Raw genomic sequence first — 19871 nt, forward strand, 5'->3', positions numbered from 1 at the left:
TCACATTTTCCCACTTAAAAGAGATGGAGACATAACTAAATTACTTCAATTTAAAGACGATTAAATATGAAACCTGCGTCCACCCTACTAATAAAAAAATCCGAACGATTGATCGTTCAGATCTTCCTTCAACTAAGATACTTATATCCCAGCTTCTTTTTAGATTACGCCTCTTTTTCTGTTTCTTCTTCTACAGCATTGGCAAATAACCCATAGATATATTGCTCCGTGTCAAACGGCTGAAGATCGTCTACTTTTTCTCCAAGTCCAACGAATTTAACAGGAAGCTTCAGTTCGTTTCGAATGGCAAGAACAATTCCGCCTTTAGCGGTACCATCTAGTTTTGTTAACACAATTCCCGTCACGTTCGTTGCTTCTGAGAATGTTTTAGCCTGACTCAAAGCGTTTTGACCGGTCGTCGCATCAAGCACAAGGAGTACTTCATGAGGAGCACCAGGAATTTCTCGCTCAATAACACGCTTTACTTTCTCTAATTCTTTCATTAAATTCACTTTGTTTTGAAGGCGCCCTGCTGTATCACATAATAAAACATCTGCTTTTCGAGCCTTGGCTGACTGAACAGCGTCATACATGACAGCGGCAGGGTCAGAACCTGCAGATTGCTTAATAACATCAACACCAACGCGTTCTCCCCATACTTCTAACTGCTCAATCGCACCGGCACGGAACGTATCTCCTGCTGCCATTACGACTTTTTTGCCTTCTTGTTTGAATTTATGCGCAATTTTCCCAATTGTTGTTGTTTTCCCAACGCCGTTTACCCCTACAAACAAAATCACTGTTAAATCATTTTGCTGCATATTCAGTTCACCAATCTGCTCTTCACCAGATTCATAAATATCAATTAATTTCTCAGAGATGACAGCCTGTACATCTTGAGGGTCCTTAATATTACGGCGTTTCACTTCCGATTTTAAGTCATCAATTAAATCCAACACGGTAGCCACACCGACATCAGCACTAATTAAAATTTCTTCTAATTCCTCAAAAAACTCTTCGTCTACTTGACGATAGCGAGACACTAGATCATTCACGCGTTCTGAAAAAGAATTGCGCGTTTTTGATAGTCCATCTTTAAATTTTTGTGTAACAGAATCGGTTTGCATTGTAATTTTTTCTTTTAGTTTCTTAAAAAAGCTCATTCGTACCATCCTTTCATTCTATGAGTTAAACATATTGCTTTGATTCCTCTAAACGAACAGAGACTAATTTCGATACGCCAGATTCTTGCATTGTCACACCGTACAGTACATCAGCTTCTTCCATTGTACCTTTTCGGTGAGTAATAACAATGAACTGTGTTTGATTACTAAATTTGCGTAAATACGTAGCAAAGCGATGAACGTTTGCTTCATCAAGCGCCGCTTCCACTTCATCTAGCACACAAAACGGCACCGGACGTACTTTCAAAATAGAAAACAGGAGGGCAATGGCTGTTAACGAACGCTCGCCGCCTGACAGCAACCCTAGATTCTGCAGTTTTTTCCCAGGAGGCTGGGCAACAATTTCTACCCCTGTATTTAATAAATCTTTCGGGTCTGTTAATTTCAAATCCGCCTTTCCTCCTCCGAATAGGGAAGAGAACACTGTACCAAATTCATTGCGGATACGAGAGAACGTATCAGAAAAACGTTTCTTCATTTCCTCGTCCATTTCTTCAATCACTTGATACAGGATATTTTTCGCTTCGTCAAGGTCCGCTCGCTGCGTATTTAAAAATTCATAGCGCTCTGAAATGCGTTCGTATTGTTCAATCGAACCTAAGTTTACGGTTCCTAATTCATCAATTGCCAGCTTAATGAGCTTGATTTTTTTCCTCGCTTCTTGAATATCTAATGTTAAAGGATATTTTTCTTTTGCTGCTTCAAAGCTAATTTCGTACTCTTCTGTCAGCTGCTGCAGACGGCTGTCTAGCTCTACGTCAATTCGATTGATTTTGACTTCTTCATCTTTTAAAGCATCCGTAATTTGTTTGTACTGACGCTGCAGCTCTTTTACAATCCTCTCTTCGTCTTCAAGTTTATTCTGGGCTTTCAACCGCTCTGATCTGCAGTCATCCATTAATTGTAACGTTTCTGTCTTTTCTTTTATCCGCTCATGCGCCGCTTCTTCAAGCTGAAGTTCACCCGAGTCATTGCTCGTGATTTCACTCGTTAAAAGAGAAAGATCATCTGTAGCTTCAGACAAACGCTGAATAGTTTGATCAAGCTCAAAGCACACTCTTTCATATTTTTCTTGCTGATTTGTGAGGAACTGTTCTTTTTTCGCAAGAAGCACTTTTACTTCTGTAAGCTCATGTTGAACCGTTTCTTTAGACGTTTGCTGTGTATGCTTGCGTGCAGCTAACTCTTCAATGTTTTTCTCTAATACATTTGCCTGCTGCTGATTTCCTTGCAAACTCGTATGCAGCTCATCAATTCGAGCGGACAAGCTTGTTTGATCTTGTCTAAAGCTAGCAATATCATGATCGTACATGGTTAAGCGGTCATTCACTGCTTTTTCTTCGATGTCAATTTGCTTTACTTCTCGGTCAGATTCCTGCTCTTTGTCTTTCAAGCGTTCCACAAACGCCTGCTGTTTATTAATTTCCTGTTGAAGCTCTTCAATCTGTGACTTTTTATCTTTCACATCTTGCTCGAGCACCAGCGTCTTTTGTTCCATCTCTTCTATTTTTGCCGTAATGGCTTCCACTTCACGCTGACGACCTAACAAAGAGTTGGACTTTTGCTTCATTGAACCGCCTGTCATCGAACCACCAGGGTTGACGACATCTCCTTTAACGGTCACAAAACGATAGCGATGCTGCACAAGACGGGCAAGTTCATTTGCATCTTTTAAATCATTGACAACAATAACGGTTCCAAGCAAATTTTTAATAACTCGGTCGTAGGTAGCTTCGTATTTAACAAGAGACGAAGCGATTCCCACATACGCTTCGTGACTCTCTAGCATAGAAATAGTTTGAGCCGGAACATAACGGTCTTTTACAGACGTCAGTGGTAAAAATGTAGCTCTTCCGTAACCGTTTTGTTTCAAAAAGCCAATTGCCTGACGTGCACTTTGTTCGTCTTGAACGACAATATGCTGAGCTGCTCCTCCAAGCGCAATTTCAAGCGCTGTTTCATACTCTTTTGGGACATTGATTAGCTCAGCAATGGCACCTTTAATACCTGCAAGCTTCACATCACGCGCTTTTAATACTTCTTTTACACCGTGAAAATAACCTTCATAGTCTTCTTGCATCTCTTCAAGCATTTCTTTTCGTGATTTTGTCTGCTGCACGTACTGATAAGCTTGATAAAGCGTAGACTCTTGTTTACGATAGGCTTGCCTTAATGACTCAAGCTTCTCTCCTTGCTGCTTATACACTTTTACAGCCTGCTGAAGCTCTTGACGAAACTGAGCAAGCCTTTTGATCGCCGCTTCTTTTCGCTGCGTTAATTCACGGCGCTGTTCTACGTATTGCTCGTTGGATTTTGTTAAACGCTGCTCTTTTTCAAACGTTTGCATTTTTTGCTGCTCTAAAAATGAAATTTCATTTCGAGCGGATGTTTGAGCGTTCGCTAATTCAAAATACTCGCTTTTCATCTGTTCAAGTTTTTCTTCTAGATTCTCGCTGTACTGCCTGAACAGCTGTTCCTGCTCAGTAAGCTTCAGACGTATCTCCTGTACTTCTTTTTGAGATTGCTCAAGATCTTTTCCTTCCCTGTCTTTTGCTTTACTTAGCTCTTGATGCTTATGAGTATACTCTTTTACTAAACGTTCCAGCTGCTCCTTATTTTGAAAGGCATTTTTCTTACGCTCTTTTAATACTTCTTTTTTGCCTTCTAGCTTTTCTACTTCTTCACTCACATATAGTAGTTTTTTATGTAAAGAGTCTAGTTGTTCATCTATTTGCTGAATGTGCAAACGAAGGGTCTGGATTTCTCCTTCACGCGTGCGAATATTCGTCGCGAGAGATTCTTCAAGCTGCTCGTGCTGAGCCATTTCAGCTTTTAATTTTTCCCATTTCTGATGAAGATCTTCAACTTCAAATACCGTAACAGCCACATCAATGTGCTCTAATTCTTCTTTTTTCTGCAAATAATCTTTTGCAATAGACGATTGAATCTGTAAAGGCTCTAACTGACCTTCAATTTCATGAAGAATATCTACCACTCGATTTAAATTTTCTTGCGTTTCGAGAAGTCGAAGCTCCGCTTTTCGTTTACGCGTTTTGTATTTTAATACACCTGCTGCTTCTTCAAAAATTTTACGGCGCTCGTCAGATTTACTGCTTAGCACTTCTTCTACTTTTCCTTGACTAATAATCGAAAAAGCTTCTCTTCCAAGTCCTGAATCCATAAATAAATCAACAATATCTTTCAAGCGGCACGACTGGTTGTTAATAAAAAACTCACTGTCTCCTGAGCGATACACGCGCCTTGTAATACTAACTTCATGATAGTCAAGCGGGAGAAACTGGTCATCATTTTCCAACGTAAGCGTTACGTCAGCAACATTTACCGCACGGCGCGATTCGCTTCCTGCGAAAATAATGTCCTCCATTTTCCCTCCACGAAGCGATTTGGCTGACTGTTCTCCAAGCACCCAGCGTATGGCATCCGTAATGTTGCTTTTTCCGCTTCCATTCGGTCCTACTACCGCCGTTACACCTGGCACAAAATCTATTGATACTTTTTCTGCAAACGATTTGAACCCTGCAATATCTAATCGTTTGAGGAACATAGAAATCCCCCCTCACACATGTAATCTTTTCATAGCAAATCCCCCTTTATAACGAATACGTTAAGAGGGGGATCATTTTATTTCGTTTGACTTGCTCTAATTTTCGTAATAGCTACTTGAGCTGCTTTTTGCTCTGCTTCTTTTTTCGAACGCCCTACACCAACGCCGAGCTCTTCACCATTTAACGATACGCGAGATAAGAACTCGCGATTATGCGCTGGACCTTTTTCTTGCAAAACTTTGTATTCTAATTGTCCAACTCCATCACGTTGAATCACTTCTTGAAGCTGGCTTTTGAAATCCATCACATGAGAAAAAGCACCTTCATTAATTTTTGGAAAGACAACTTTTTTTAGAATCGTTACTACCGTATCAAGCCCTTGGTCTAAATAAAGAGCTCCGATAAATGCTTCAAACACATCGGCCAGTAAAGCCGGTCTAGATCGGCCGCCTGTCATCTCTTCACCTTTTCCAAGTAACACTAGTTTACCAAAATCCATTTCATTTGCAAAAGTAACAAGCGACGGTTCGCACACAACTGCTGCACGAAGCTTCGTTAACTCACCTTCACTCATCGTTGGATATTTTTTAAATAAAAATTGCGATACGGTTAGTTCTAATACGGCATCTCCTAAAAACTCAAGACGCTCGTTGTCTTCATACGGTCTTCTGCGATGCTCATTCACATAGGATGAATGTGTAAATGCTTGAAAAAGAAGCGCTTCATTTGTAAACTGAATACCAATTTCCTTTTGAAACTCTGCAAAATTTTGCTTGAATTTCACGTTTATCTTTCGATCTCGATTTGAATATTGTTTAGGCATAAAATACCTCCGCTTACCTGCTTCAATTGTTTCGTAGTTTTTCCCTAACATCTCTCATTATAAAACGAGGTATCCTAAAAGATACACTACCTTTTCAAAAAAAAGAGGTCTTTTTTTGAAATTCTTAAAAAGAAGAGAAAGCCCCGCTGTTTAACGGGGCTTTTCATACATATACTACAGATTAAATTTGGCTCTGTATGTAATTAACTGCATCTCCTACAGTTGAAATTTTTTCAGCTTCTTCGTCAGAAATTTCGATATCGAATTCCTCTTCAAGCTCCATTACAAATTCAACTACGTCTAGAGAGTCAGCACCTAAGTCTTCTTTGAAACTAGATTCTAGTTTCACTTCACTTTTGTCTACACCAAGACGATCAACAATGATTGTTGTTACGCGTTCTAGTACCTCTGCCATTGTTCTTCACCTCCCCTCAAGTCATTATAGATGATTTCCATCTAAAATACTATGGTTGAATAATAAAGTTTATCGGTCGCCTAGTAAACGTCCCTTTGTACTTTATCACCAAATTACACTTTTCGTAAAGTGCCTTTTTTACATCACCATTCCGCCGTCAACGTGAATCGTTTGACCCGTAATATAGCGGCTTGCATCTGATGCTAAAAACGCAACGGCGTTCGCAACATCCTCAGGCTGGCCGAAGCTTGCAAGAGGAATTTGCTTTAACATTTCCGCCTGCACTTCTTCATTTAATTTATCCGTCATGTCTGTTGCAATGAAACCAGGAGCAACTGCATTCACTGTAATATTGCGGCTTGCTAATTCTTTGGCAGTTGTTTTTGTTAAACCAATCACGCCTGATTTTGCTGCTACATAATTTGCTTGTCCAGCATTACCGCTGACGCCGACAATTGATGAAATATTAATGATGCGTCCTGCGCGCTGCTTCATCATTTGACGAGTAACCGCTTTTGTACACAAAAATACGCCTTTTAAGTTTGTATTAATAACATCATCCCATTCGTCTTCTTTCATACGCATAAGAAGATTATCACGTGTGATGCCCGCGTTGTTTACTAAAATATCTACTGAACCAAATGTAGAAATCGCTTCTTTTATCATTGCTTGTACAGAATCACTTTCCGCCACATTTGCTTGTACAGCAATTGCATCCGTTCCTAATCCTTTAATTTCATCCACAACTTCAAGAGCTTTCGCTTCGCTGCCAGAATAGTTTACAACTACTTTAGCACCAAGCTTTCCCAGCTCAATTGCAACGGCACGACCAATTCCGCGAGAAGCGCCTGTTACAACCGCAACTTTCCCTTGTAACATGTTATTCTCCCCCTTTTAGTGCGTCAATCGTTGATTTTAATGATGTAAGATCATTAACAGCATAAACAGCCGCACGGCGATTTACTTTTTTCACAAGACCTGATAATACTTTTCCTGGTCCAATTTCAACAAATGTATCTACACCTTCTGCAAGAAGTGTCTCAACTGTTTCTTCCCATCTCACCGGAGAATACAGTTGTTCCACTAGCTTGTTTTGAATATCTTGACTGTCAGTAACCGGCTTTGCTGTTACATTTGCTATGACTGGAACTTTCGCATCGTTAAAGCCCACTGTTTCTAGCGTATCACGTAATTTTTCAGCAGCTGGCTTCATTAAACTAGAGTGGAACGGACCGCTTACCACTAGAGGAATCACTCGTTTTGCGCCTTTTTCTTTAGCAAGAGCTCCTGCTTTTTCTACGCCATTTACCGTACCTGAAATAACAATTTGACCCGGACAGTTAATATTTGCAAGCTGAACAGCATCGCCTTCACTTGTAATTTGAGCGGTAACAGCTTCTAGATCTTCCGCTGACATGCCAAGCACTGCTGCCATTGTACCTTGACCTGCTGGTACAGCTTCGTCCATATAGCGACCTCTTTTGTGAACAGCAACAACGGCATCTTTAAACGATAAAACTTCAGCAGCTACAAGCGCACTGTATTCTCCTAGACTGTGACCCGCAACAAAATCGGGTGTAATTCCGCTCGTTTTAAATGCTTCAAGCAGCATTGTACTCGTTGTTAAAAGAGCAGGTTGAGCGTGATAAGTTAAAGTCAATTCTTCTTGAGACCCTTCAAAAATAATATTTGAAAGACTGAACCCTAGAGCTTCGTCAGCCGTATGAATCAGCTTTTTCGCTTCCTCTGTTCCATCATATAAATCTTTTCCCATACCAACAGTTTGTGACCCTTGGCCTGGAAAGATAAAAGCAATTTTCCCCATTTCTTATCTCTCCTTTTCTTCATTAGCAGTTTGTTCGATTGCTTTTTGAATAGTGGAACACACATTGTTTTCCACCATATTCACAGCTTGCTTAATCGCGCTAAATACTGCATTCGCATCCGACGAACCGTGCGCTTTGATAACAGGCGCATGCAATCCAAACAGCCCTGCGCCTCCATATTCACTGTAATCCATTTTCGCTTTTAACCCCTGCAGCTGAGGCTTTAACACCGCTGCGGCTAACTTGCTTTTTAACGTGCTCATTAATTCTTGTTTAATCATAGAAAACAAGGAAAGCGCCGTTCCTTCAATGCTCTTAAGAGTCATATTCCCTGTAAAACCATCTGTTACAACCACATCTGCTACGCCGTTTAGCAAATCACGGGATTCCACGTTGCCTACAAAATTAAGATCAGCATTCTTTAGTAGCTGAAAGGCTTGCTTTGTTAAGTCATTTCCTTTTTTATCCTCAGTTCCAATGTTCAGCAGTCCCACTCTAGGAGCTTGAATGCCGCGTACTTTTTCGGCATACACAGACCCCATTACAGCGTACTGGAGCAAATGTTCAGGCTTGGCATCAACGTTTGCACCAACGTCTAGCATTAAAAAGCCTTTTCCATCTAGTGTCGGAAGCGTCGGAGCAAGTGCTGGACGTTCAATGCCTTTGATGCGCCCTACAATAAAAAGTCCCGCTGTCATTAACGCACCTGTGTTTCCTGCTGAAATACAAGCATCCGCACGACCTTCGGCTACTTCATTTGCCATTAATACCATAGATGCTTGTTTTTTACGGCGCACAGCTCGCACTGGCTCATCAGTTGCATCAATGGTTTCTTCTGTATGAATAATTGAAATACGATCTGAATTCGTCAAATACTTTTTTATTTCTGATTCGTTTCCAATTAACGTAATATGTAATTCTTTAAATTGAGCAGTAGCTTTTTCTACACCTTCAATAATGGCTTTCGGTGCATGATCTCCGCCCATTGCATCAATAGCTAGTTTCATGTTGCGTCTCATCCTTTTTATTATTTATCCTTTGTAGAACGATACATTTTAAAAGTGCCAGAGAACACTTGCTCTTGCCCTACATAGCTGTTTACTTCAACGGTGGTTCGCACTTCACTAGTTGACAGAACTTTCGCTTTTGCTATTACTCGCTCATGAAGCTTCACAGGGCGATGATAACGGATCGACGCATCTGCTGTGAGCGCTAGTTCGTTGTTAATAACAGCGACAGCTAACGAATTAGCTTGCGCAAAAAGGTGGTGACCACGAGCAATTTGATTACGCTGAAACACATGCTCTGTTTTCACATCAAAAATAGATATCGCTGATTGATCTAGTTCAATGTCGATAACTTCTCCAATTACTTCTTCAATCGGAAGCGAACGCACTTCCTCGTCTAGTTGTTTTGAAGCTACATGCTTAATACGTTCTCGCAGTTCAGGAATCGACAACTCTAGGCGGTCTAATCGAATTGTTTGAACGCTCACTGAAAAACGGTCTGCTAGTTCTTCATCCGTAATAAATGGGTTTTCTTCAATTGTCGTTTTTAATAGCTGCTGTCTTTCTCTTTTACTGCGCTTCATTGTCCACCATCCGAACTTTTAATACTAGGTACTAATAGCAGTATATAATCATTATCTTCTAATTGCAACATTTTTCACATGCTGTATTCCTTGCATCGCACTATGGATATCCATGACTATTAACAGTCGCTAAAAACATCTACATACATGAAACCTGCGTTCACCATACCAATGAAAAAATCCGAACGAGTTGGATTCTTCATCAAGAATCTCGATTCATCGTTCGGATTTCCCTTCAACTAAACTACTTTCAGCTTCTTTTACTAATCAAATTTTTCTCCAGTTAATACGCCCGTTGCTTCTAATTGTATTCTCAGCAGTGCAAACTGATCTTCTGTCCAAAAGCTGTCGGAATTTACAAGCTTAGCAGCATCTTCTCGAGCTACTTCAAGCGCACGGTAATCGTGCACCATATCAGCTACTTTAAACTCAGGCATCCCGCTTTGTTTTCTACCAAAGAAATCACCAGGCCCACGAAGCTCTAGGTCTCTTTCTGATAATACAAATCCATCGTTTGTTTCCGTCATGATGGTCATTCGTTCTTTTCCAACTTCTGATTTGGGATCCGCGAGCAGAATACAATACGACTGTGCATCTCCTCGTCCTACGCGTCCTCTTAGCTGATGAAGCTGAGATAACCCAAAGCGCTCTGCATCATAAATGACCATCACGGTTGCATTCGGAACGTTCACTCCTACTTCTACAACCGTTGTGGATACTAAAATCTGCACGTCATTTACGCTAAACTGTTTCATCACTTCTTCTTTTTCATCAGGTGACAATCTTCCGTGCATGAGACCAACGCTTGCTTTTCCATTAAAATAGTGAGTGAGTGTTGCATGTACATCAATTGCATTTTGGACATCCAGCTTGTCCGATTCTTCAATCAACGGACAAATAACGTAAGCCTGTCTGCCGTCATGTATTTCTTTTTCAACGAAATGTAAAATACGTTCAAGCATATCATGTTTTACCCAGTATGTTTCAATTGCCTTACGCCCTGCTGGCATTTCATCAATAATGGACACATCCATTTCTCCAAACACCGTAATAGCAAGGGTTCTTGGAATAGGAGTCGCCGTCATAAATAGTACATCCGGACTTTCTCCTTTTTCACGTAAAACCCGGCGCTGTCCAACTCCAAAGCGGTGCTGTTCATCCGTAATGACGAGCCCTAAACTACTATATATAACTTCGTCTTGAATTAAGGCATGTGTACCTACTAATACATGAACATCTCCGTCTTTCACTCGCTGAAGCAGCTCTCTTCTTGCTTTTCCTTTAACAGACCCTGTTAGCAAGCCTACACTGATGCCTACCTTTTCAAGCATCGCAGTCAATGACTCAGCATGCTGTTCAGCTAAAATCTCAGTCGGTACCATTAAAGCACCTTGGTGCCCTGCTAAAACAGTCGCGTATAAAGCAACCGCTGCTACGACCGTTTTACCAGACCCTACATCACCTTGCAGCAAGCGATTCATGCGATAAGGCGATTTCATATCGTGCGTAATTTCGTTTACTACACGTTTTTGAGCGTTTGTTAACGGAAACGGCAGCAAGTTCGTGAAGTTTACCAGCTCAGTTGAATCAAATGCTTGCTTCATTCCAGGCGTTTCTTCTCTTTCGCGCTTTCTAAGCGCCTGCATTTTTAATTGAAAAAGTAGAAATTCTTCATAAACAAACCGACGTCTTGCTTGTTTTAAATCTTCATGATCACGAGGCAAGTGAATACTTCTAACCGCTTCTTCACGCGTTACTAGTTTGTACCTAGAACGAATAGAGTCCGGAAGCATATCCTGAATGCTACTGCCATAATTCTTCAACGCAAGAGAGACGAATTTCCGCATTCCTTTGACCGTTAAGCTGCCTTTAACTGAGTAAACAGGCTCAATCGTTTGATTTTTAACAAACGGAGAAAATTGAAGCTCCTGCAAGTTAATCGTTTGCCGATGCTGATCCCATTTCCCCGTAACCGTAACAGTTTGATCGATTTCTAACTTCGATTTATAGTAAGGGCGATTAAAACAAGTAACCGTAATCAAATAGCGGTTTACTAGCAGCCGAAACGTAAGGCGCGAACGTTTTTTTCCGTAATACGTAAGCGAGGGGACGCTGTGAACCTTTCCTTCTACGGTGACCTTTTCGTCGTGCTTTGCTTCAGCCAAATCTTTTAACTCATAATCTTCATAGCGGTATGGGAAATGTTCTAACAAGTCATGCACACTGTGAATATGCATATCCTCTAATGCTTGTGCTGTTTCATCTCCAATACCTTTAATGGTTTTAATTGAAATAGTTGTTAGTTCATTCACTTTTATTTAATGCAATACCAAAGATCTTCGCTTCAAGCTCGCGACCTGTTGGTGTTGCCGCTAAGCCTCCTTGTGCAGTTTCTCGTAATGCAACCGGCATTGTTTGACCAATTTTATACATAGCATCAATGACTTCATCACATGGAATACGACTTGTAATGCCTGCTAAGGCCATATCTGCTGCAATCATTGCATTCGCCGCTCCCATTGCGTTTCGTTTCACACATGGAACTTCTACTAGCCCCGCTACTGGGTCACATACTAATCCTAGCATATTTTTGAGAGTAATTGCCATTGCTTCAGCTGCCTGACTCGGTGTACCTCCTGCCATTTCAACAATCGCTGCAGCTGCCATACCTGAAGCTGAACCAACTTCTGCTTGACATCCGCCTGCTGCTCCTGAAATAGACGCATTATTGGCTACAACAAACCCAAAAGCACCTGATGTAAATAAAAATTCAATCATTTCTTTACGAGTTGGGTTTAGCTTATTTTGCACTGCAAATAGCGTTCCTGGCACTACCCCGGCAGATCCAGCAGTAGGCGTTGCACAGATTGTCCCCATCGCCGCATTTACTTCGTTTGTCGCTACAGCTTTGCTGACTGCATCTAAAATTAAATTTCCAGATAAAGATTTTCCACTTTGAATATAGTTTTGAAGCAGCACTGCATCTCCGCCTGTTAAACCTGTAACAGACTGTACCCCTTTTAAACCGCGTTCAACCGCTTCTTCCATAACCGTTAAGTTCCGGTCCATTTTTTCCATGATTTCTTCACGAGTAACTCCCGTGATATCTATTTCCTGTTGAATCATAATCTCTGCAATTTTTACGTTTTGACTTTCTGCTAATTCTACTAGTTCTGCTACGTTTCGAAACATAGTAACCTCCGCTATTATTCTGTCTTATTTTCATTTTAGAATCATCTATAATCACTCGGCTCGAGTTATTCTTTCAAGCCGTTCCTATTCGCTCTATCCTACTCAACCATTCTTGTTACTTGAATAATGTGAGGCAATGTTTTTAACTCTTCAATTACATCATCTTCAATATTCGTATCCATTTCAATTGCCATGAGCGCTACTTCTCCGCGCTCTTTACGAGATACTTCCATATGTCCAATATTAATTGAATGTTTCATCAAAATATTTGTAACGGTCGCAATGGCACCAAATCGATCATTATGCACAACGAGAATAGCTGGATTCATGCCTGATAAATTTAATTCAAATCCGTTCAGCTCCGTAATTTGAATTTTCCCTCCGCCAATTGAAATTCCAACAACTTCAATTTCCTTTAATCCGTCGCTCATTTTGATGCGAGCAGTATTCGGATGATCTGTGATTGCCGCTTCCTCAACAAATGTGACGTCGATTCCTTCCTTTTTAGCTAAGTCCAAAGATTGCGGAATACGCTGATCGAATGTATCAAAATCTAGAATACCGCCAATCAACGCTACGTCTGTTCCATGCCCTTTATACGTTTGAGCAAAAGAACCGTACAATGAAACCACAACTTTTGTGGGCTGCTTACCAAAGAGTGTTCGGGCAACGCGTCCAATACGCGCTGCACCAGCTGTATGCGAGCTAGATGGTCCAATCATTACCGGACCAATAATATCAAAGACAGATTTATATTTCATAAGGATTTTCCCCCTGCTATTTAGACATTGTTATTACTTATATGTTACTTGAGCTTTTGACTTTTTGGAAGCTTTGTTTCACGCTCTTGAAAAATTTAAAAATTCTCATTTTTATTAGGGATTCACGCACAAAAAAAGCGGTGTATTTATCCATAAAAATAGGATAAGCACACCGCTTTTTTTGCTATGTTATGCAGGAAAAGATGAATTACTTACGCTGCTTCTTGCTCTGAAGCTACATCGTCTACTGTTTTAATTTTAAAGTTTTTAAAAACAACTGAACCTATAAACCCAGCTAATGCTCCCGCTAGTGCACAAAGTACTGCACAAATTGTGACCTTCATAGGGTCATTAAACCCAAACATCACTGCAAGTCCTGCGATTGGCGTTGCCGTGCCTGCAGCATCATTTACTAATCCGAATAGAGCCACAACTACACCCGCTAGTGCCCCTCCAACAAAGTTGGTAATGTAAATAGGAATTGGATTGGCTGAAATAATATTCGCTTGTGTTAAAGGTTCAACTGCAACGGAAATGGTTGTACGACGATCCCCAATTTTTAATCGATCAAACAGCACATAGTTCATGAAAGAAGAACCAAACACAGCAAGAGCTCCAATCGCCATAGGCAATCCCGTTAACCCTAGCATAGCCGTTAAAGCCATTGAGCTAAGCGGAGCCGTTGCTACTACTGTAATAACTCCCCCTAAAATAATTCCCATCAAAATAGGGCTAGCACTTGTTGTGTCTTTGATAATTCCTCCAATATTTAAAAGAGTCGCATCTACAATAGGTGAGAATGCATTACCAATTAATCTTGTTAAAGGTGCTGCAATTAAGATGTTGCCTAATAAGTCTAGACCAGCAGGTGCCTTTTTCTCAATAAATTTCACGACAAATGCCATGAGGTATCCCGCAAAAAATCCAGGGAGCAAGCCTAGTCCTGAACACACCACGCCCATCATAAGAGCATATACAGGAGATACTCCTAACGCCAAAGCAACTAGTGCAGCTGCTGCAACTCCTCCCATTCCTCCTGCAGCCTTTCCAACTTCACCTAAGAATGAAATGCCTAGTAAATCTCCTCCTACATATGACTGAAAGGCCTCTACGAGAAACGCAGCTACCGCTCCGCTTGCCAGAGCCCCCATTGCTTTCATGCCATAAGGCGCCTTGTTGCTAAACAACCAAAATAAAAATAAAACTAATAACAATAAACCTGTTCCTTTTAAAATATCCACTGTTGTCTCTCCTCTCGTGCTGTTTTCTTTCACATTTGACTTAATCAGTTTTCAAAATTACCATACAAACGGGTTCTTTTCAACTAATATACCTAATATAACGAACGATTACAACATAAAAAAATAAAATAGTTCGTATTTAACTCAAAAAAACACAAAAAAGAAGCGCCCCTCGGGAGGGATGCTTCTTTTTTTATTATTCAATTGCAAAAATGTAAGAATATAAAGGTTGATCTCCTTTATGAAGCTCTACCTCAACTTCTTCAAACGTTTCTTCTACAAACGATGTTAGCGCTTCAGCTTCATCGTCTGAGACATCCTCTCCTTGAAGAATCGTAAGGATTTCCGCTTCGTCATCAATCATATAAGTCAATAGCTTTTTCGCTGCTTCTAATTTCTCTGAATCTTTTACGACGATTTTCTTTTCGGCAATACCCATAAAATCGCCTTTAGCTAATTCAAGGCCATCAATATTTGTATCGCGAACTGCATACGTTACTTGCCCTGTTTTTACGTGCTGCAGAGCTTCTGTCATTGCTTCCTCGTTTTCTTTTAAGCTTTGCTGAGGATTAAATGATAGCAGCGCTGTCATTCCTTGAGGAACCGTTTTAGACGGGACAACCGAAACGTGACTGCCCGCAACAGCAGCCGCTTGGTTAGCAGCCATTACAATATTTCCGTTATTAGGTAAAATAAGTACCTGTTCTGCATTTGTTTCTTCAATCGCTTTGACAATATCCTCCGTACTTGGATTCATTGTTTGTCCGCCTTCAATGACAACCGTTGCCCCAAGGCTCTTGAACAATTCAGCAATTCCTTTTCCCATTGATACAGTAACAATGCCAAAGGGCTGTTTTTCAGCCTTTTTTACTGCAGGCTTTTCTTCATCTGAAACAATGCTGCTATGCTGTTCTCTCATGTTTTCAATCTTCATTTTAATTAAACTTCCATATTGCTGCCCGTAGTTTAACACTTCTCCAGGATGCTCGGCGTGAATATGAACTTTCACGATTTCATCATCAGATACTACAAGCAATGAGTCGCCCCATTTACTTAAGTCTTGACGAAACGTTTCTTCAGAAAATGTTTTAGCTGCAGGCTTATCCTCTTCCAGCCTTACCATAAATTCTGTACAATAGCCAAATTCAATATCTTCTGTATTCATATGGCTTTGCGCATGCTTATGATGCTCAGCATTTACGAGTTCATTCATCGAAGGAGCTGACATGGGTACACCCGGAAGTTTTTCACCTTTTAATTCAGCTAAAAACCCTTCATAAATTAAAACAAGCCCTTGACCTCCGCTATCCACTACGCCTACTTCTTTTAACACGGGTAAAAGATCTGGCGTGCGATTTAACGAAGCATTAGCTTCCTTAAGTACTTCTTCCATGAACAGAATCATATCAGATTGCTTTTTAGCAGCAGCTGCTGCTTTTTTAGCAGTATCCTTAGCTACTGTTAAAATGGTTCCTTCGATTGGTTTCATAACAGCTTTATAAGCAGTTTCTACACCAAGCTCAAGAGCTTCAGCAAACTCAACTGTTGTAATCGCTGACTTTTGCTCAACCGATTTCGCAAAACCGCGGAATAATTGAGATAAAATAACTCCTGAATTACCGCGCGCGCCCATCAATAAGCCCTTAGACAAAGCTTGACTCACTTGGCCGATGTGATCAGATAGTTTATTTTTTACTTCTTTAGCACCAGACGTAATTGATAAGTTCATATTTGTTCCAGTATCGCCATCTGGCACAGGAAAAACGTTCAGTGCATCTACATAGTCTGCATTGTTAGATAGATGCTGGGCTCCTTGAAGCACCATTTCTCTAAACCGCTTTCCGTCCAACGTTGTCATTGACACGAATCTTCCTCCTTAATTAAACGTTCGTTACACGAACACCCTGCACATAAATATTTACTGAATCAACCGTTAAACCAACCGTTTGTTCCAGCGTGTATTTTACTTTTGTTTGCACATTATGAGCAATTTCAGAAATTTTTGTTCCATAGCTTACGATAATGTACATGTCGATATGTACGTCATCCTCTTCTTGTCTTACTACAATACCTCGTGTAAAGTTTTCTTTGCGAAGAATTTCTGTAAGACCATCTTTAAGCTGATTTTTTGAAGCCATTCCGACAATCCCGTAACAATCAACAGCTGCTCCTCCAGCAATTGTTGCAATTACATCTGTAGAGATATCAATTTGACCATACTTCGTTTTCATTTCGATGGACATACTCGTTCCCCTTTCTACTTTCATAGGTTATAAATATTCTACTATAATCAATCTCGTTTTAAAAGAGGCGTCCAGCTTGTCCCTTTTAAAGATGACAGTATTAGGTATCAACTTGTCTTAAAATAAGTAATAGCCCAAGTTATACCTATTTCTACTCTCTATATTATTGAACATAGATTCATTTTATATGTCAAGGAAAATTTCTTGAAAGCTTTTCTCCAGAACTATTGCATTCTCTGTAAGGCTGTGATAAATTAATATAGTATTTCTCAAAACAGAATTGAGTAGTTTTTTTGGTGTTAGGAGGGAAAATCATGGCACGCAAATGTGTAGTAACTGGTAGAAAAGCTCGTTCAGGTAACGCACGTTCTCACGCAATGAACGCTACTAAGCGTAAATGGGGTGCTAACGTTCAAAAAGTACGTATCTTAGTGAACGGTAAACCAAAACGTGTGTACGTTTCAGCTAGAGCCCTTAAGTCTGGTAAAGTTCAACGCGTTTAATCTTTATAATGAAAAAGCACCATATTTTATGGTGCTTCTTTTATTATTCCGGCGTTGTTAATCTTTTTTAAACGAATTAAGCATGACCTTTACGATCCCACCTAAAAACTTTGGAAGTTTGATTGTATAGAATTTCATACTGTCCCTCCTAACCGTCTCCACACTTTATCTCCTTTTAAAGAAAGCCCTATGTCCTGCTCTCATTTTCCATACTTCATCACAAGCAACGTTTATCATTGCTTCTTACCATCATTAATATGCCTTTTGTAAATGAAAAAGTACCTCTTTGTTGAATAAGTTCATTGCTAATACATAAAGTTGAGCCGAGTTCTACTTCATGCTTATTGAGCGGATATTTGAAACCTTCTAGCGTAAGCTCTTTTACACCGCCTGCAAAAGGAACGAATGAAATATAGTGAAACTCCTTTAAACGATCAACATGATAAGTGCCTGGTTCAAACAATTGAATGATATTTTGATTGTCAATCATTTGTACATTCGCTTTCTTTTTTAAGCCTTTGTACAGGAGCTGAATGCTTCCAAACATGTGGTCAAGTCTTCCACCTGTTGCTCCAAAGATACAAATACTGTCCGGTTTTTGCTCTATTGCCCACTCAAAAGCAAGTTCCAAATCAGTTGCATCTTTTTCCGCAGGATACAGTTCAACATCTTGTAATGCTTCTCTCACTAGCTTAAGCTGCGCATTTGTAATGGAATCAAAATCTCCGAATGCTTTCACGGGCAAAATGTCTTGTTGAAGAAGCAGGAATACGCCGCGGTCTACTCCTACCCACTTTACATCATTTGATTGGTGCAAAAGTGGCATATGTTCATCCGGTCCCCCTGCTAGAATATGAATTTTCATTATGTATATGCTCCTTTTCTATTAAAAAATGAACGAAATAAATATGTTTTCTTTATCCTAAAAGAAAAAGCTGCTGTGTACAAGTTCTACCCGTTGTACACAGCAGCTTTTATTACTTACGCTTGAACAGTTGTGCGAATTTGGCTGATTGCGCCAGCTCGATCTTCTTGATTATAAATAGCTGAGCCAGCCACTAAGACATTTGCTCCTGCTTCTACACATTTTCTTGCTGTTTCTTCATTAATTCCTCCATCAACCTCTACTTCAATAGAAAGGTGACGGATTTCAATAAGCTGAGAGATTTGCTCAATTTTCGGCAGTACACTTGGAATGAAGTTTTGTCCTCCAAAGCCTGGGTTCACCGTCATTAATAAAATAAGATCGATATCTTCTAAGATATGCTTTACCACGTCAATTGGCGTTGCAGGATTTAAAGCAACGCCTGCTTTCATGCCGTGCTCTTTGATTAATTGAATGGTGCGGTGCAAATGAGTACACGCTTCAGCATGTACCGTTAAAATATCGGCACCTGCCTTTGCAAACATTGGAACGTATTGATCTGGGTTTTCAATCATTAAATGCACATCTAATGGCAGTGCTGTGACAGGGCGTACAGCCTCAACGATAAGCGGTCCAATTGTAATATTAGGAACAAAATGGCCATCCATGACGTCTATATGGATGTAGTCTGCTCCACCTGCTTCAACTTCACGAATTTCTTCAGCAAGCTTTGAAAAATTGGCAGATAAAATGGAAGGTGCGATTTTTGTCATTTTTAATACCTCGGCTTTCTTTGCTTAATTTCCTCAATAAATTGCAAGTAATGTTCGTAGCGATAACTCGGAATTTCTTTTTGTTCGTATGCTTCTTTCACCGCACATTTTGGTTCTTTCACATGCAAACAACCTCGAAATTTACACTGTTCACTCAAACGCGACATTTCAGGAAAACAATCGGTCAACTCTTCTACTTCTAACGTTAAAAATTCCAGTGAGCTAAAGCCTGGCGTATCAGCTACTAAACCTTCACCAAACGAAATCAGTTCTACATGACGTGTTGTATGCTTTCCTCTTCCAAGTGACATTGAAATATCATTTGTCTTTAACTCAAGCTCTGGTTTAAGCGTATTTAGCAGTGAAGATTTACCTACACCTGACTGTCCAGCAATAACCGTTACGCGATCTTCAAATAACGGCTGAATTTGTTCCATGCCTTTTTCTGTGACTGTCGACGTTAAAATGACCTCATATCCTATTTTACGATATTCTTCGGCATATTGCTCGATTTCTTGCTTTTGCTGCTGTGATAAAAGATCTACTTTTGAAATACAAATAATAGGTTCAATATGATTAGACTCCACTAACACTAAAAATCGGTCAAGAAGCATTGTACTAAAATCAGGTTCAATCGCTGAAAAAACAAGCAGCGCCTGATCAACATTTGAAATTGGGGGACGAACTAATTCATTTTTACGTTCTTTAATTTCAAGTATATATCCTTCAAGCTTATTTTCGGCCTGAAATACTACATTGTCACCGACTAAAGGCGTTACCTTCTTTTTACGAAAAACACCTCGTCCTCGACATTGCGTTACTTGTCCGTCATGAAGAACATAATAAAATCCGCTAAGGGATTTAATAATTCTTCCTTCTGGCATAACC

General features: G+C 40.1%; 19 protein-coding genes. 1 reads left to right on the forward strand and 18 read right to left on the reverse strand.

Annotated features, from left to right (window positions below; all coding sequences use genetic code 11):
* Positions 1-164: 164 nt before the first annotated feature.
* From ftsY to U9R83_RS21080, 14 genes are all read right to left on the reverse strand, one after another.
* The gene (ftsY, locus tag U9R83_RS21015) at positions 165-1163 is read right to left on the reverse strand and encodes a signal recognition particle-docking protein FtsY (RefSeq protein ID WP_013058902.1); all 999 of its coding nucleotides are present in this window, start codon (positions 1161-1163) and stop codon (positions 165-167) included.
* A 25-nt stretch (positions 1164-1188) separates the two neighbouring features.
* Positions 1189-4749: a chromosome segregation protein SMC gene (gene smc, locus U9R83_RS21020; RefSeq protein WP_328575410.1), complete on the reverse strand. Its 3561-nt coding sequence runs from the start codon at positions 4747-4749 to the stop codon at positions 1189-1191.
* A 77-nt stretch (positions 4750-4826) separates the two neighbouring features.
* Positions 4827-5573 (reverse strand): ribonuclease III, encoded by a 747-nt coding sequence (gene rnc / locus U9R83_RS21025; protein ID WP_014458413.1) that lies wholly within the window; start codon positions 5571-5573, stop codon positions 4827-4829.
* Positions 5574-5754: 181 nt separating this feature from the next.
* Positions 5755-5988 carry an acyl carrier protein gene (gene acpP / locus U9R83_RS21030; protein ID WP_013058905.1) on the reverse strand — a complete coding sequence of 78 codons (234 nt, stop codon included), beginning with the start codon at positions 5986-5988 and terminating at the stop codon, positions 5755-5757.
* Positions 5989-6126: 138 nt separating this feature from the next.
* The gene (fabG, locus tag U9R83_RS21035) at positions 6127-6867 is read right to left on the reverse strand and encodes a 3-oxoacyl-[acyl-carrier-protein] reductase (protein WP_013058906.1); all 741 of its coding nucleotides are present in this window, start codon (positions 6865-6867) and stop codon (positions 6127-6129) included.
* 1 nt (position 6868) lies between these two features.
* Positions 6869-7813, reverse strand: coding sequence for an ACP S-malonyltransferase (fabD, locus tag U9R83_RS21040; protein WP_328575411.1), 945 nt, complete (start codon positions 7811-7813; stop codon positions 6869-6871).
* 3 nt (positions 7814-7816) lie between these two features.
* Positions 7817-8821, reverse strand: coding sequence for a phosphate acyltransferase PlsX (plsX, locus tag U9R83_RS21045; protein WP_208732908.1), 1005 nt, complete (start codon positions 8819-8821; stop codon positions 7817-7819).
* A gap of 20 nt (positions 8822-8841) precedes the next feature.
* Entirely contained in the window at positions 8842-9405 is a 564-nt protein-coding gene (fapR, locus tag U9R83_RS21050) for a transcription factor FapR (protein ID WP_014458412.1), read from the reverse strand.
* A 263-nt stretch (positions 9406-9668) separates the two neighbouring features.
* Entirely contained in the window at positions 9669-11717 is a 2049-nt protein-coding gene (gene recG / locus U9R83_RS21055; RefSeq protein ID WP_014458411.1) for an ATP-dependent DNA helicase RecG, read from the reverse strand.
* Positions 11710-12597 (reverse strand): L-serine ammonia-lyase, iron-sulfur-dependent, subunit alpha, encoded by an 888-nt coding sequence (gene sdaAA / locus U9R83_RS21060; RefSeq protein WP_014458410.1) that lies wholly within the window; start codon positions 12595-12597, stop codon positions 11710-11712. The genes recG and sdaAA overlap by 8 nt, the downstream gene beginning before the upstream one ends.
* Positions 12598-12695: 98 nt before the next feature.
* Positions 12696-13358, reverse strand: a complete 663-nt coding sequence (gene sdaAB, locus U9R83_RS21065; protein ID WP_014458409.1) for an L-serine ammonia-lyase, iron-sulfur-dependent subunit beta — start codon at positions 13356-13358, stop codon at positions 12696-12698.
* 212 nt (positions 13359-13570) lie between these two features.
* A complete protein-coding gene (locus tag U9R83_RS21070) occupies positions 13571-14599 on the reverse strand; it encodes a PTS sugar transporter subunit IIC (protein ID WP_016765419.1) in 1029 nt (342 codons plus the stop codon).
* Positions 14600-14795: 196 nt separating this feature from the next.
* Positions 14796-16463: a DAK2 domain-containing protein gene (locus U9R83_RS21075; protein WP_154973138.1), complete on the reverse strand. Its 1668-nt coding sequence runs from the start codon at positions 16461-16463 to the stop codon at positions 14796-14798.
* A 16-nt stretch (positions 16464-16479) separates the two neighbouring features.
* Complete coding sequence (locus tag U9R83_RS21080; protein ID WP_013058913.1) at positions 16480-16842, reverse strand: Asp23/Gls24 family envelope stress response protein; 363 nt, start codon at positions 16840-16842, stop codon at positions 16480-16482.
* 314 nt (positions 16843-17156) lie between these two features.
* Between U9R83_RS21080 and rpmB the strand changes: the two genes are divergently transcribed.
* The gene (gene rpmB, locus U9R83_RS21085) at positions 17157-17345 is read left to right on the forward strand and encodes a 50S ribosomal protein L28 (protein WP_013058914.1); all 189 of its coding nucleotides are present in this window, start codon (positions 17157-17159) and stop codon (positions 17343-17345) included.
* Between the two features lie 57 nt (positions 17346-17402).
* On the opposite strand, the gene spoVM is transcribed toward rpmB, so the two are convergent.
* The 4 genes from spoVM to rsgA all read right to left on the reverse strand — a co-directional run bounded on the left by spoVM (position 17403) and on the right by rsgA (position 19867).
* Positions 17403-17483 carry a stage V sporulation protein SpoVM gene (gene spoVM / locus U9R83_RS21090; protein WP_016765421.1) on the reverse strand — a complete coding sequence of 27 codons (81 nt, stop codon included), beginning with the start codon at positions 17481-17483 and terminating at the stop codon, positions 17403-17405.
* Between the two features lie 79 nt (positions 17484-17562).
* The gene (locus U9R83_RS21095) at positions 17563-18210 is read right to left on the reverse strand and encodes a thiamine diphosphokinase (protein ID WP_098999581.1); all 648 of its coding nucleotides are present in this window, start codon (positions 18208-18210) and stop codon (positions 17563-17565) included.
* Between the two features lie 116 nt (positions 18211-18326).
* Positions 18327-18983 (reverse strand): ribulose-phosphate 3-epimerase, encoded by a 657-nt coding sequence (rpe, locus tag U9R83_RS21100; protein ID WP_140451713.1) that lies wholly within the window; start codon positions 18981-18983, stop codon positions 18327-18329.
* A 2-nt stretch (positions 18984-18985) separates the two neighbouring features.
* Positions 18986-19867, reverse strand: a complete 882-nt coding sequence (rsgA, locus tag U9R83_RS21105) for a ribosome small subunit-dependent GTPase A (RefSeq protein WP_013058917.1) — start codon at positions 19865-19867, stop codon at positions 18986-18988.
* Between the last annotated feature and the right edge of the window lie 4 nt (positions 19868-19871).

Source organism: Priestia sp. LL-8, from assembly GCF_036227845.1.
Classification (GTDB): Bacteria; Bacillota; Bacilli; order Bacillales; family Bacillaceae_H; genus Priestia; species Priestia zanthoxyli.